This is a genomic window from Algoriphagus iocasae (genome assembly GCF_014206875.1).
Lineage (GTDB): Bacteria > Bacteroidota > Bacteroidia > Cytophagales > Cyclobacteriaceae > Algoriphagus > Algoriphagus iocasae.
In genome coordinates, this window is sequence record NZ_JACIJO010000002.1 from 1,010,575 (window position 1) to 1,023,729 (window position 13,155).

General features: G+C 38.2%; 15 protein-coding genes. 8 read left to right on the forward strand and 7 right to left on the reverse strand.

What is annotated here, in order from left to right:
- Positions 1-5: 5 nt before the first annotated feature.
- The 4 genes from FHS59_RS11710 to FHS59_RS11725 are packed head-to-tail and all read left to right on the forward strand — an operon-like array spanning position 6 to position 2,218.
- Positions 6-659, forward strand: a complete 654-nt coding sequence (locus tag FHS59_RS11710) for a YkgJ family cysteine cluster protein (RefSeq protein WP_317168189.1) — start codon at positions 6-8, stop codon at positions 657-659.
- Positions 660-719: 60 nt separating this feature from the next.
- Positions 720-1,091, forward strand: a complete 372-nt coding sequence (locus tag FHS59_RS11715) for a phage holin family protein (RefSeq protein WP_184495324.1) — start codon at positions 720-722, stop codon at positions 1,089-1,091.
- Positions 1,075-1,467, forward strand: a complete 393-nt coding sequence (locus FHS59_RS11720) for a hypothetical protein (RefSeq protein WP_184495325.1) — start codon at positions 1,075-1,077, stop codon at positions 1,465-1,467. The genes FHS59_RS11715 and FHS59_RS11720 overlap by 17 nt, the downstream gene beginning before the upstream one ends.
- Entirely contained in the window at positions 1,436-2,218 is a 783-nt protein-coding gene (locus tag FHS59_RS11725; RefSeq protein WP_184495326.1) for a geranylgeranylglyceryl/heptaprenylglyceryl phosphate synthase, read from the forward strand. The genes FHS59_RS11720 and FHS59_RS11725 overlap by 32 nt, the downstream gene beginning before the upstream one ends.
- On the opposite strand, the gene FHS59_RS11730 is transcribed toward FHS59_RS11725, so the two are convergent.
- The 6 genes from FHS59_RS11730 to panC form a co-directional block, all read right to left on the reverse strand.
- On the reverse strand, positions 2,204-3,130 hold the full coding sequence (locus tag FHS59_RS11730; RefSeq protein ID WP_184495327.1) for a helix-turn-helix domain-containing protein: 927 nt from the start codon (positions 3,128-3,130) through the stop codon (positions 2,204-2,206). The genes FHS59_RS11725 and FHS59_RS11730 overlap by 15 nt on opposite strands.
- A 140-nt stretch (positions 3,131-3,270) precedes the next feature.
- Entirely contained in the window at positions 3,271-4,410 is a 1,140-nt protein-coding gene (locus FHS59_RS11735) for an acyl-CoA dehydrogenase (protein WP_184495328.1), read from the reverse strand.
- A gap of 97 nt (positions 4,411-4,507) precedes the next feature.
- Positions 4,508-5,194 carry a zinc metallopeptidase gene (locus FHS59_RS11740; protein WP_184495329.1) on the reverse strand — a complete coding sequence of 229 codons (687 nt, stop codon included), beginning with the start codon at positions 5,192-5,194 and terminating at the stop codon, positions 4,508-4,510.
- Positions 5,195-5,222: 28 nt separating this feature from the next.
- Positions 5,223-6,227, reverse strand: coding sequence for a lysylphosphatidylglycerol synthase transmembrane domain-containing protein (locus tag FHS59_RS11745; RefSeq protein WP_184495330.1), 1,005 nt, complete (start codon positions 6,225-6,227; stop codon positions 5,223-5,225).
- Complete coding sequence (gene panD / locus FHS59_RS11750) at positions 6,227-6,574, reverse strand: aspartate 1-decarboxylase (RefSeq protein WP_184495331.1); 348 nt, start codon at positions 6,572-6,574, stop codon at positions 6,227-6,229. The genes FHS59_RS11745 and panD overlap by 1 nt, the downstream gene beginning before the upstream one ends.
- Before the next feature lie 21 nt (positions 6,575-6,595).
- Positions 6,596-7,444 (reverse strand): pantoate--beta-alanine ligase, encoded by an 849-nt coding sequence (gene panC, locus FHS59_RS11755; RefSeq protein ID WP_184495332.1) that lies wholly within the window; start codon positions 7,442-7,444, stop codon positions 6,596-6,598.
- Positions 7,445-7,574: 130 nt separating this feature from the next.
- On the opposite strand from panC, the gene FHS59_RS11760 reads away from it, so the two are divergent.
- The 3 genes from FHS59_RS11760 (at position 7,575) to glmS (ending at position 11,677) form a co-directional block, all read left to right on the forward strand.
- Positions 7,575-8,387 carry a glycogen/starch synthase gene (locus FHS59_RS11760; protein WP_184495333.1) on the forward strand — a complete coding sequence of 271 codons (813 nt, stop codon included), beginning with the start codon at positions 7,575-7,577 and terminating at the stop codon, positions 8,385-8,387.
- On the forward strand, positions 8,347-9,717 hold the full coding sequence (locus tag FHS59_RS11765; protein ID WP_184495334.1) for a DUF4270 family protein: 1,371 nt from the start codon (positions 8,347-8,349) through the stop codon (positions 9,715-9,717). The genes FHS59_RS11760 and FHS59_RS11765 overlap by 41 nt, the downstream gene beginning before the upstream one ends.
- Positions 9,718-9,835: 118 nt before the next feature.
- Entirely contained in the window at positions 9,836-11,677 is a 1,842-nt protein-coding gene (gene glmS, locus FHS59_RS11770; RefSeq protein WP_184495335.1) for a glutamine--fructose-6-phosphate transaminase (isomerizing), read from the forward strand.
- Positions 11,678-11,710: 33 nt separating this feature from the next.
- Here glmS and FHS59_RS11775 read toward each other — a convergent pair whose 3' ends face one another.
- A complete protein-coding gene (locus FHS59_RS11775; RefSeq protein WP_184495336.1) occupies positions 11,711-11,935 on the reverse strand; it encodes a Kazal-type serine protease inhibitor family protein in 225 nt (74 codons plus the stop codon).
- A 114-nt stretch (positions 11,936-12,049) separates the two neighbouring features.
- Between FHS59_RS11775 and prfA the strand changes: the two genes are divergently transcribed.
- Positions 12,050-13,126 carry a peptide chain release factor 1 gene (gene prfA / locus FHS59_RS11780; protein ID WP_184495337.1) on the forward strand — a complete coding sequence of 359 codons (1,077 nt, stop codon included), beginning with the start codon at positions 12,050-12,052 and terminating at the stop codon, positions 13,124-13,126.
- Positions 13,127-13,155: the final 29 nt, after the last annotated feature.

Genomic DNA, 13,155 nt, shown 5'->3' on the forward strand with positions numbered 1-13,155 from the left:
GGCGGGTGAATGAATCTTGTGTCTTCTCTTTGTGTACTTTCGCAAACTATTTTGACATATCATTGAATCTGGAAGAAAAGTCTCTAGCAGTATTGAAGGTTTTCAAGGAGCTGGAGGAAGAAGCAAGGGAGTTTACTTCAAAAAGCGGCCTGACCTGTGTCACGGGATGCGGTGCTTGCTGTGCCAACCCCCAAATACCCGCCTCCCCCTTAGAATTTTTACCTTTGGCTTTTGATTTTTACAACAAAGGAATTGCAGAATCAATTTTGACTTTACTGGAGACTGGTGATGATGAAGGGAACTGCATTGTTTATCGTGCTCATCCAACCAATGAGAAATCCGGCTACTGCACAAATTACCTTAATCGGGGTATGATTTGCCGGCTTTTTGGAGCTTCAGCAAGAAAAAATAAATACGGATCGAAAGATATTATTATCTGTAAGACATTAAAAGAAGGGAAAAAGGAGTTTTTTGAAGAAGCTACCAAAAGGATAAATTCTGACTTACCGATTCCAAATGCTTCCAAGTATTACATGTTTCTGGATGAAATCGATGATTCTTTGACAAAACAGATGTCAATAAATAAAGCAATCACATTTGCTTTGGAGTTGGTTCTTCGATTTAAATTTTATGAAGAAAAGTTCGAGGAGACTACCTAATTTTTTTGCTCTTTCGATTTCAAGTATATTGTGGAATAATTTTGAACCGAATTTTACTCTATGTTAAAAATTGGAGAAATAGTCCAAACAGTAAAAGGAATCGTTGAGACTAAATTAGATATTGTAAAACTAGAAATACAGGAAGAGTTTCTTGGGATTGTCTCCAGGATTTTGCTTCTGCTTTTTATGTGTGCAGTTTTCCTGTTGGTTTTGCTTTTTTTTAGTTTTTCATTAGCATTTTTCTTGAGTCAGTATACCAATTCTCCTTATTTGGGATTCTTGTTGGTGGGACTTATTTACCTGACGGTATTGGCCTTTTTATATTATACCAGATATTCAAATACCTTCCAGAAAAATGTTCAGGAAGGTTTGAAGGTGTTTATATTCAATGCTCGTAAAATCAAAAAGAAAGAAGATGAACCAGGAGCTTGAAAACAAAGCAGAAGAACTAGAGCAGACTTTAGCCAAACAGCTGGAATTACTAAAAAGAGACTCTGAGGACTGGATAAAAATTGGCGGGATTGCCCTTGCCGGAGGTTTAATTGCCATGGCAATTTTGAAAACCAAAAAACGGAAGAAAAATAAGAGTACAGAAAAAGCGCTGGCTCTTTTGGAGAAGGAAGGTTTGCTGACAGAGGAGATCAAAGAACGCTTGAAACATAAACCAAAATCAAGTGGGTTCTTCCCGACTTTGGGGCAGCGTTTAATGGTTTTAGGTCTTGCTTATGCCAAAGAAAAATACCTTCCAAACTTGTTTAGCACTGGATCCGAGGAAGATGCCCCAACAGGAAACGAGAAAAATCAGTAATCTCCTTCAGTCATTAAATCAATCTAAAAAGAAAGGATTGGCTTGGTTGATCGATCCTGATAAATTCCCAAGTGCTGATTACTTTATTGAAAATTTTGATTGGGTAAAAGATTCTGATTTAGACCTGATATTAGTAGGAGGAAGTGATTTTGAAAGGAGTGATTTTTCCGAAATCATAGATTCCATCAAGAAAATTTCTGGAGAGATCCCGGTAGTGATTTTTCCTGGGTCTCAATTGCAATTGGCTGAAAACGCCGATGCCATCTTATTTCTTTCTTTACTTTCTGGAAGAAACCCAGATTTACTGATTGGTCAGCATGTGCACGCAGCTCCCAAAATTTTAAAGATGGGTTTAGAGGTGCTTCCAACTGCCTATTTACTGGTAAACAACGGTGAAATAACGAGAGTGCATACTGTGAGCCAGACTTTACCTATTTTAAATTCAAACCCTACACTCGTAAAAAACACGGCTTTGGCTGGATACTATTTGGGTTTGAAGTATTTTTTTATTGATGCTGGTAGTGGGGCAACAAATCCGGTCTCAAGTCAGGTAATTGAGTCAGTTAAAGATTTGGTGCCTTGTCCACTGATTGTAGGCGGTGGTATTGACAACTTGGAAAAGCTCAAAGATGCTTTTGAGGCAGGGGCTGATTTAGTAGTCTTGGGGAATGTAATAGAAAAAGACCCCGGATTTTTGTCCGAGGTCTTAGATTATAAAGCTTGGTATAATTTGTCTTTAAACATTAATTAAAGACTCTCTTCTTCTCATTTTCCCAGCTGGTACTCCGTACATCATTTTAAATCTTCTACAGAAATATGCTGTGTCTTTGTAGCCAACTTCTTTTCCAATATCTCTGATGGATTTTTTGGTGGTTCTTAATAATTCCACTGCAGCTTCCATTCTTTGATATTCGATATAATCCTGCGGATTGATGCCAGTCAGCATTTTAAAATATTGACCTACATAGTCTTCAGAGACATTCGCAACTTTAGCCAAGATTTTGTTTGAAAGATCTCCCCCAAGGTTTGTTTTGATATAATTAAATAGATCGATCAAACGTGGATCCTTGAAGTAGGTAGAGTTGGTAGATAATTCCTCCAAGAACAATCTGTTTTTCAGGATATGGCGAAGTAATTCAATCACCAAAATCTCTGTTTGAGCTTTTAATGCTCTTTCCCTACCGACGTGAGTTTGCTCCATTTCCTTCATCAGATCTTCGATGATCGTAGCCAAACGATCATTAAATCGGATGATAAAAGGAGGGATGTCCAATGAATTGAAAAAGTTAACGACATCAAAAACTTTTGATTCAAAGCTGACCATGGAAATGCAATCATCTTCGGTATTTTTGATTTCCCTAAAGCTCAAGCTTTGAAGGTGTTTTTTCTTGGATTCTAAAAACTGATCAAGGTTAACTTCACTCTTTTTTGCACTACCACCGATCGTTAAAACAGTTTTCTGACCGCCTGGTAAAAAAAGCACCTCTCCCTCATTCACTAATTCCTGATCTTCGCCAAATTTAAGAGTTCCATGGTGCAATAATACCAATGTGTTATCGGATTCTTCATAGTTAACAACCGTTGCAGGCTTTTCAACCCGGTAGTTATTGCCTCTTAAAAATCGAACATTGATCGATTCAATTACTTTGTTGTAATATTCCATTATTTTTTAGTAGAAAAACAGAAAACAAAAATATGATTTTTCTTACTGAAAAACATAAAAATTTGATAAAAGGTCTAAATAAATAAAAAATGGGTATAATTACTTGTAATTATACCCCCTAGAATTATTTAAAAACTGGATTATCTCAATATTCCTCTGGATATTACTATTTTTTGGATTTCAGAGGTTCCTTCATAAATCTGTGTGATTTTAGCATCGCGCATAAGTCTCTCCACGTGGTATTCTTTTACATATCCATAGCCTCCATGAACCTGAATTGCTTCCACAGTTACATCCATAGCTACTTGAGAGGCATACAATTTAGCGATTGCTGAAGCATGGGCATAATCTTCGCCTTGATCTTTAAGCCATGCAGCTTTGTGAACCAATAATCTTGCAGCTTCTATTTGTGTGGCCATATCAGCCAATTTGAATTGGATAGCTTGATGCTGGCTGATTGCTTTTCCAAAAGCCTTTCTTTCTTTTGAATAAGCCAAAGCCAATTCATAAGCTCCGGCAGCAATTCCAAGTGCTTGGGCTGCGATTCCGATTCTACCACCATTCAAGGTTTCCATGGCATAGGTAAATCCAAATCCTTCTTCTCCGATTCTGTTTTCTACTGGGACTTTTACATCGGAGAACATCAAAGAATGTGTGTCTGAGCCTCTTATTCCCAGCTTATCCTCTTTTTTTCCAACTACAAAGCCATCCCAGCCTTTTTCAACTATAAATACAGAAATGCCTTTATGGCCAAGTTCAGGGTGAGTTTGGGCAATTACCAAATAAACACTTGCAGAAGAACCGTTTGTGATCCAGTTTTTGGTTCCATTTAAAATGTAATGGTCTCCATTTAAAACAGCCTCGGTTCTTTGAGATGTAGCGTCTGAACCTGCTTCAGGTTCTGAAAGACAAAAAGCACCAAGAATTTCACCAGCTGCTAATGGTTTTAGGTATTTTTCTTTTTGTTCCTCTGTTCCATATTTTTCAAGACCCCAGCAAACCAAAGAGTTATTTACTGACATAGCCACAGAAGCAGAAGCATCAATTTTAGAGAGCTCTTCCATTGCGAGGACATAAGAAATTGTGTCCATTCCACCTCCATTGTACTTAGGATCCACCATCATTCCTAAAAAACCTAATTCTCCCATTTTCTGGACTTGTTCTTTCGGAAAAATGGCTTGAGTATCTCTTTCTATTACTCCAGGAAGTAATTCTGACTGGGCAAATTCTCTTGCCGCCTCACGGACTGCGATATGTTCTTCTGTCAGTTCAAAATTCATGATCAAATTGTGGGTTTATGTTCTCGAATGGAAGATATACCAAAAAAAGAAGAGGGGCAAAAGCTTGCCCCCCTTCAAAATTCTTATTTGATCTGGATCAATCCCTTCCGCCAAAGAATACCATAATATAATAGGCTAATGTTGTAATAGAAGCGAGAGCTGCAACAACATACGTCATCGCTGCCCATTTTAAGGCATCTTTAGACATTTCATATTCCGCTGGAGTCACGATGTTTCGTGTTTTTACCCAAGCCAACGCCCTGCTACTTGCGTCAAACTCAACTGGGAGAGTTACAATAGTAAATAGTGTAATCACTGAATAGGATCCCACGATGATATAACCAATAAATGGTACAGGCAGACCTAAAGCCAGACCACCAAATAAAGAAGCGATCAAAACAATGTTCAAAATCTTACTTGCGCTATTTTGGATAGGTACTAGTGTAGATCTAAGATTTAGCCAAGTGTAAGAAGTAGCATGTTGAACTGCGTGTCCACATTCGTGAGAAGCAACAGCAGCTGCGGCAGCATTTCTTCCATAGAATACATCTGGACTTAAATTCACTGTCTTATTAGCAGGATTGTAGTGATCCGTCAATTGACCTTCCACACATACTACCTGAACATCATGAATGTTATTATCTGCCAGCATTAATTTGGCGATTTCAGCTCCAGAAAGATTTGCCTGTAATGGAGTCTGAGAATATTTTTTAAACTTACTTTTCAATCTGCTACTGACAGCAAAGCCAGCGATAGCAAAGACGATTACAATTAGAATAATCATAGGATATTTGTTTGCTCTTGATAACGAATTAAACTTCTTCTGGTTGTTTCCAAGTTGGTATTTTCATCATAACTAACCAACTGATTATTCCCAAAACAAGTACTAAAATTAATTGAGTACCGTGGATGATGGCAGCGAATATTTTACCATCAACTTCAGATATACCGAACTGAATCAAAATAAAGGCCACAAGTGCATGAAAGGTACCAATGCCCCCTTGAACAGGCGCTACCATGCCAATACTACCCATTACCATGACCAAAAGGACTTCTCCAGAAGACAAATTGGCAGTACTTTCAATTCCCAAAGACACGGTATACATGGTAAGGAAATAGATAATCCATAATAAAATAGAGCTTGTCCAAAAGCCAATAGGGTTATCCATTTTTCCGATTCGCTTCAGTCCTCCCCCAATTTCTCTAAAGAAATGTTGGATTTTATTGATCAGACCATGGTCACTGAATCTTTTAAAAATGAATCTAATTATTAATACCAAAACCACTAAGCCTCCAATTGCAATAGGGAGATTTGATTGGATGCTTGAGATTAAACTTTCTACATTGACTAACTGACCAGCCAGTTCCAAAAACAATTCGTTCTGTACCAGAAAAGCCAATAAAATAGTTCCTATCAAGCAAAGCAGGTCGACACTTCTCTCTAGTATTACAGTGCCTAATAAGTGTCCCATGGAAATCCCATTTGTTCTGGTCAGAACTCCGCATTTCGCCACTTCGCCGGCTCTTGGAATCATGAGGTTTACCAAATATCCGACCATGGTCGCATGGTATCCAAGGATTGGGCTGACCTTTCTCCCTTCATCTGAATGAATCAACAATGTCCATCGCCAGCCTCTCATTGCATAGCCAACGAAAGAAATAAGGATGGAGGCTCCTATCCAAAACCAATTACTGGATTTGATTTGCTCGATCAGACTGTCTAAAGCAATATCCTTATATAAAAACCAAAAGATCCAGACAGCTATTCCTAAAGAAATACCTACCTGGATCCATTGTTTAAGTTTTTGATTGTTCATCAAATAATTTTATTTCTTTCGTCAGGAAAAATCAGGACTGGTTTGTGTTTTTTGGCTTCTTCCATATCCATTCCAGCATAAGAAATGATGATTACCACATCTCCCACCTGAGCTTTTCTGGCTGCTGGGCCATTAAGGCAAACTTGTCCGCTGCCTCTTTCTCCTGTTATTACATAAGTTTCCAATCGCTCGCCATTATTCACGTTTACAATCTGAACTTTCTCATTTTCAATAAGATTAGCAGCGTCCATCAAGTCTTCATCAATTGTGATTGAACCCACATAATTGAGTTCGGCTTGTGTGATTTTAACTCTGTGTATCTTGGATTTTAATACCTGAATTTGCATTGTTTGAAATTTGCCGCAAAATTAAGGAATTATTGGAAGGTTATCTATTAATCTGATATTTCCTATATATGAAGCCACGCAAATGGAAGATTTTTTTGTAGGATCGAATTCTGAATAAACCAGAAATGTTTCTGGATCCACCAATTCAAAATATTCCAATTTTGCCAAAGGCTCTGCCTCAAATACCTGCGTAATTTGGTTACGAACAGCCAACCATTTTTCACCCTTCATTAGTTCATTTTTAGCATGGGTCAAATTGTTAAAGAGTAACAAGGCTTTTTCTCTTTCTGAAGAAGAAAGTCGCATGTTTCTGGATGACAGAGCTAATCCATCGCCTTCTCTTCTGGTAGGAACGACCGTAATCTCTACAGGAAAAGATAGATCTGCTACCATTCTTTTGATGATCGCAACCTGTTGTAAATCTTTCTGACCAAAAAACGATTGATGAGGTCGAATAATATTGAAAAGTTTAGAAACAATGACTCCTACTCCACTAAAATGACCTGGGCGAAATGCTCCTTCCAATACAGTTTCAAGCTCTCCAAAATTGAAGCTAAGTCTAGGTTTTTCTGGATAAACGCTCTCTGCTGATGGTAGAAAAACAAAATCCACATTTTCTTTTTCCAAAAGCTTCAAATCCTGGTCAGTTAGGATTGGATATTTTTCGAAATCTTCGGAATTATTAAACTGAATTGGATTTACAAAGATAGAAACGACTGTTAAATCAGTTGATTTTTTGGAAGCTCTGATCAAGTCTAAATGACCTTCATGAAGTGCGCCCATGGTGGGGACAAATCCTATAGATTTCTTTGTTTGGAGCGCCTGAAGCCAGTTTTTTTGCCACTCGGCCCCGGTATTGAAAACCTGCACGGGATAGGGGTATTTGATAGGTAAATAGCAGCAAAACTAGATTATATTTTAGAAAAACAAGGCTAATAAGGCTTTTTTTATTATCTTTGTGCCGTTGTTTATCACCTAATAACGCTAAAATCCAAAGAGCATGTCTAAACTACGTATCCTCTACGTTGCCAGTGAAATCAACCCTTTTCTCGAAACTTCTGAAGTAGCAAATTTCCTAAGATCACTTCCTCAAGCGATGCAAGAGCGTGGTATGGAGATTCGTATTTTGGTGCCAAGATTCGGATTGATTAATGAAAGAAAAAACAGATTACATGAAGTTGTTAGACTTTCAGGAATCAACATTGCAGTAGGAGAGGAAGAAAAGCCATTAGTGATCAAAGTTGCATCTATTCCAAATGCAAAACTTCAGGTATACTTTATCGATAACGAAGATTACTTCCAGAGAAAAAGTGTATTCCATGATAAGCAGCAGAAATTTTACGAAGACAATGATGAGCGAGCAATTTTCTTTTGCAAGGGCGTCATAGAAACAGTTAAAAAGTTAGGTTGGGCACCAGATATCGTGCATTGTAATGACTGGATGACCAGCTTAATTCCAATGTATCTGAAGACGACTTATAAAAATGAGCCATTATTCAAGGATACTAAATCAGTATTTGCGATATACAACAACGGATTTTCTCATACCTTTGGCGATGATTTGTTAAACAAGGTTAAGATGGTGGACATAGATGATACTATTTTAGCACCTTTGAAAAGCAAAGACTTCGAAGGCTTTATCAGCATGGGTATGCAATATGCAGACATGGTGGTCAAAGGCGGCGAAGTGTCAGATAAATTGAACCAACTAATAGAGGATTTCTCAAAAGACAAGAAGTTTGAAATCAGCATCGAAGCAGAAGAACAAGCTCATGAAGAGCTCTACGGCATTTACACAAGTCTCGCCGGTTAATTTGGCCTTTTTGGCCCTCTTGTCCATTATTCTAACAAGTTCTTGTAGTGACCCAGCCACAGTAGGCATCGAGTTAGCTCCTGAAAACAACCAGATTGGGGTGTTTTTTGAGGAGCTAGACTTACCTGCTGAGGTAGTGTTATTGGATTCGTTTAATACAACCAACAAAGGAAATGTAATTGTTGGGGTGGAAGAGGACGATTATTTCGGTAAAACTGAAGGGACAGGATACACAAGAATGTATTTCGAAACTTCCGACGAAAGACCCGATGATCAGGCATTTTTAGATTCCATGATTTTTGAGGTCAGTGTTACTGGTGTTAACGGTACTGATCTTGATCAACCTAAACGTATTTCTATTCATCGGCTGACCGAGTCAATTCTCGATACTACTTATTATAATTTTGATAAGTTGATGTATGAGGAATTACCGATTGCCTCTGGTGAATTTGTGTTTGGAGAAGTTCAGGACACTGTTGTATCCATGAATATCACTCAGGAATTCCAAGAAGAACTATTTGGTAAAATGGTTTTTGGATTTGAGTTTAATGATCTATTTAGATTCAGAGATTATTTACCAGGAATGGCCATTAAAGGACGTGATGGAGATAATACCTCTTTTGAAATTGATCTAGGCGATAATACTAGAATTGCTACCTATTACCATCATTTAGGAGATACTGCATCTACTTTATATGAAATTAATACATCCTCCTCGAGGTATTTTAGTGGAATTGAAAGTGATAGATCAGGTACGCCAACAAGTGTTGTAACTGAATTGGGTAAGAATTATACTACAGGATCTTTGGTAGGGCTTAAAGCTGGTTTAGGAATGGTCATAAAAGTGGATACAAGCCCTCTTGACGCATTTTTGGATACACTTTCTGGAATTACCTTTAACCAAGTTAATCTTGAAATTGGTGAGATTGAACCTGTTCCAGAGGGAAAAAGTCCTTCAAGTCCTCTTTCTCTTTATTTTACAGATAATTCCAATAAAATTCTAGAGGGAAGTAACACGCTTTACCTTTCGGTACAAGCTGATGGGCAATTTCAAGTTTATACAAACGAAGCTGGAGACGTTGTTCCTTCCACAACTTACCCTGCTTCAGTGAGATTCGATTCAGAGACGAACATGTATTCTCAATTAGTAACATCACATGTAAATGCAATATTTAGAGGGCAACTGACTAGAAAAGATTGGTTAATATATGGAGGGTTCTCAAGCAGCAAGGTTGGAACCAGTGGAGATATTTTTAGACAATCTATGAGGCAATTCGTCGTTGATTCAAATAAAATTAAGTTAAAGGTGATTTATTCTAAAATAAGGTAAAACCCTTTTGACTTTATTATAGGTAGCCTACTTCTTTTTTTAAGAAGTAGGCTGTTTTTTTTGGCATGAATACTGTTTCTTTGCGAAAGTCTAAAACATCAACCAATTATTTTTAACTATGTGTGGAATTGTCGCTTATGTGGGGCAACAAGAAGCTTTGCCAATTATCATCAAAGGATTAAGAAGATTAGAATACCGAGGTTACGATAGTGCCGGAGTAGCTCTACTCGATGAGCAAGGCTTAAGTGTCTATAAAAAGAAGGGAAAAGTATCCGAGCTTGAGAAATTTTTAGAGACCAATCTAAATCTCACTTCCAAAATCGGAATTGGTCATACAAGATGGGCAACCCATGGTGAACCTAATGATGTCAATGCCCATCCTCATTATTCTTCTTCAGAACACCTTGCAATTATTCATAATGGAATCATCGAAAATTATGAGGTACTCAAAAAAGATCTTGAGAAGAAAGGTTATCATTTTCAAAGTGATACGGATACGGAAGTATTCATCAAATTCATTGAGGATATTTATGTAAATAATGATTGTAGCCTGGAAGAAGCATTAAGGCTGGCACTTCATAAAGTGGTTGGTGCTTATGCCATAGTTTTGATCAATAAGGATGAACCTGATACTTTAATTGCTGCGAGAAAAGGTTCTCCATTAGTGATTGGGGTAGGAGAAGATGAATACTTTTTGGCCTCTGATGCAACTCCAATCATCGAGTACACGAATAAAGTTGTTTATCTGGACGATTACGAAATAGCAGTAATCCGAGATAATAAGCTTCAGGTTAAAACCATAGAAAACGTACAGACCAATCCTTATATCAACCAATTGGAGTTGGAGTTAGAGGCAATTGAAAAAGGTGGCTATGAGCATTTTATGCTTAAAGAAATCTATGAACAGCCAAAATCCATTGCGGATTGTCTAAGAGGAAGATTAGATGCTAAGTCTGGTAGATTAGTTCTCGGTGGTTTGAGGGATTATATGAACAAATTCCAGAATGCCGAACGAATCATCATTACAGCTTGCGGAACTTCTTGGCACGCTGGATTGGTAGCTGAATACCTTTTTGAAGAATTTGCTCGCGTACCAGTGGAAGTAGAATATGCTTCAGAATTCAGGTATAGAAATCCGGTTATCAGTGAAAAGGATTTTGTCATCGCAATCTCACAATCTGGGGAAACAGCGGACACCTTGGCAGCAATTGAATTAGCCAAATCAAAAGGTGCTACTATTTTTGGAGTTTGTAATGTGGTAGGATCTTCAATTCCTAGGGCAACTCACGCTGGTTCATATACCCATGCAGGACCTGAAATAGGGGTCGCTTCTACCAAAGCATTCACGGCTCAAATTTCCGTTTTAGCAATGATGGCCTTGAAACTAGGTTTCCAAAGAGGAACCTTGACAGAAAGCAGATACATTCAGCTTTTACATGAATTAGGTTCTGTCCCTGCTAAAGTTGAAAAAGCATTGCAATCCAATGATGTGATCAAATACATCGCCGGAGAATACAAAGATGTAAGAAATGCACTTTACCTGGGAAGAGGCTATAATTTCCCTGTTGCATTAGAAGGAGCTTTGAAGTTGAAAGAAATTTCCTATATCCATGCAGAAGGCTATCCGGCAGCAGAAATGAAGCATGGGCCAATTGCATTGATTGACGAAGAGATGCCAGTTATTTTCATCGCAACTCAAGATAGCTCGTATGAGAAAGTCGTTTCAAACATTCAAGAGGTTAAAGCTCGAAAAGGAAAAGTTATTGCTGTGGTAACAGAAGGTGATACTACTGTGAAAAGTATGGCAGACCATGTCATAGAAATTCCGCCGATTCATGAGGCATTTGTGCCTTTAGTAGCGGTTGTACCACTCCAGTTGTTATCCTATCATATAGCAGTATTGCGGGGCTGTAATGTCGATCAGCCAAGAAACTTGGCAAAATCAGTTACAGTAGAATAAATAGAATGGCTGTCCAAAAAGGGCAGCCATTTTTTAATTACATGCACCTTCTGTCCAGGAAGTAACGCCCGCCAAATCTGCTTCACAAGCATTTCCATAGGTCTTTCTGTCACAGCCACAAACTGGATTATATTCTAATGTACAAGCTCCGACCCTGATTTTCTCCGGATCGATACAATTTTTAATAGGCTCTTCATTTTCGCAGGCAAATGACGAAAGTAAAACCAATATGCTTAATATTAATTTCAATATTTTCATGACTATTGAACGTTGAATAGACTTGTAATGCAACTGGAATCCTGTTTTTTAGTTTTTATTGGATTTTCAGGCTACCGATAAAATTCCCTACTTTTGCAACGCGAAAGAAAAATTATGCTGGACAAATTACAAGCCCTTAAAGATCGATTTGAAGAAGTTGGACAACTAATCGTATTGCCTGAAAGTATGGCGGATATGAGCAAGTATGCCAAGCTGACTAAGGAATACAAAGATTTGGAGAAAATTGTGGCCGTGTATGACGAGTATAAATTAGTACTTCAAAACATCACTAGCTCCAAAGAACTCCTGGATAAAGAGAAAGATCCTGACTTTAGAGATATGGCGAAAGCCGAAATCGAAGAGTTAAAGGATCGAAAAGAAGTCTTAGAAGCTGATCTCAAACAACTGCTGATCCCGAAGGATCCGAATGATTCCAAAGACTGTATCCTGGAAATCCGGGGAGGTACTGGTGGGGATGAAGCAGCAATTTTTGCAGGTGACTTGTTCAGAATGTATGAGCGTTTTTGTGAAATGCAGGGTTGGAAATTGACAGTGCTCGATTTGACTTTTGGCTCAGCAGGTGGTTACAAAGAAATTATTGCCACAGTTTCTGGCGCAGATGTTTACGGTATGCTCAAGTATGAATCTGGTGTCCACCGGGTACAGAGAGTTCCTGCGACTGAATCTCAAGGAAGAGTTCATACCTCCGCTGCTTCGGTGGCGGTATTGCCAGAAATGGATGAAGTAGAAGTACATCTCGATATGAATGATATCAGAAAAGATACTTTCTGTTCTTCAGGACCAGGAGGTCAGTCTGTAAACACCACTTATTCAGCTGTTCGATTGACACATGGTCCAACAGGATTGGTTGTAACCTGTCAGGATGAAAAGTCTCAGATCAAAAACTTTGAGAAAGCTTTGAAAGTGTTACGTTCAAGAATCTATGAAATCGAATTGGCGAAGCATAATGAAGCAGTAGGTGCCCAAAGAAGATCCATGGTGGGAAGTGGTGACAGATCAGACAAAATCAGAACTTACAATTACTCTCAGTCACGTGTCACCGATCACAGAATCAACAAAACTGTCTACAATCTACCCGATGTGATGGATGGGCATATTGAGGATTTTATTTCCGCTTTGAGGTTTGCAGAAAACTTAGAGAAAATGCAGGCCACTGGAATGGAAGAATAGAGCCTTTTTGAACAGAATAATTTTGGCAA

Coding starts and splice junctions, on each gene's coding strand:
- FHS59_RS11775 (WP_184495336.1), bottom strand. CDS start 11,935: ATGAAAATATTGAAATTAATATTAAGCATATTGGTTTTACTTTCGTCA.
- FHS59_RS11735 (WP_184495328.1), bottom strand. CDS start 4,410: ATGAATTTTGAACTGACAGAAGAACATATCGCAGTCCGTGAGGCGGCA.
- FHS59_RS11760 (WP_184495333.1), top strand. CDS start 7,575: ATGTCTAAACTACGTATCCTCTACGTTGCCAGTGAAATCAACCCTTTT.
- FHS59_RS11715 (WP_184495324.1), top strand. CDS start 720: ATGTTAAAAATTGGAGAAATAGTCCAAACAGTAAAAGGAATCGTTGAG.
- panD (WP_184495331.1), bottom strand. CDS start 6,574: ATGCAAATTCAGGTATTAAAATCCAAGATACACAGAGTTAAAATCACA.
- prfA (WP_184495337.1), top strand. CDS start 12,050: ATGCTGGACAAATTACAAGCCCTTAAAGATCGATTTGAAGAAGTTGGA.
- FHS59_RS11745 (WP_184495330.1), bottom strand. CDS start 6,227: ATGAACAATCAAAAACTTAAACAATGGATCCAGGTAGGTATTTCTTTA.
- FHS59_RS11730 (WP_184495327.1), bottom strand. CDS start 3,130: ATGGAATATTACAACAAAGTAATTGAATCGATCAATGTTCGATTTTTA.
- FHS59_RS11725 (WP_184495326.1), top strand. CDS start 1,436: ATGCCCCAACAGGAAACGAGAAAAATCAGTAATCTCCTTCAGTCATTA.
- FHS59_RS11765 (WP_184495334.1), top strand. CDS start 8,347: ATGAAGAGCTCTACGGCATTTACACAAGTCTCGCCGGTTAATTTGGCC.
- glmS (WP_184495335.1), top strand. CDS start 9,836: ATGTGTGGAATTGTCGCTTATGTGGGGCAACAAGAAGCTTTGCCAATT.
- FHS59_RS11720 (WP_184495325.1), top strand. CDS start 1,075: ATGAACCAGGAGCTTGAAAACAAAGCAGAAGAACTAGAGCAGACTTTA.
- FHS59_RS11740 (WP_184495329.1), bottom strand. CDS start 5,194: ATGATTATTCTAATTGTAATCGTCTTTGCTATCGCTGGCTTTGCTGTC.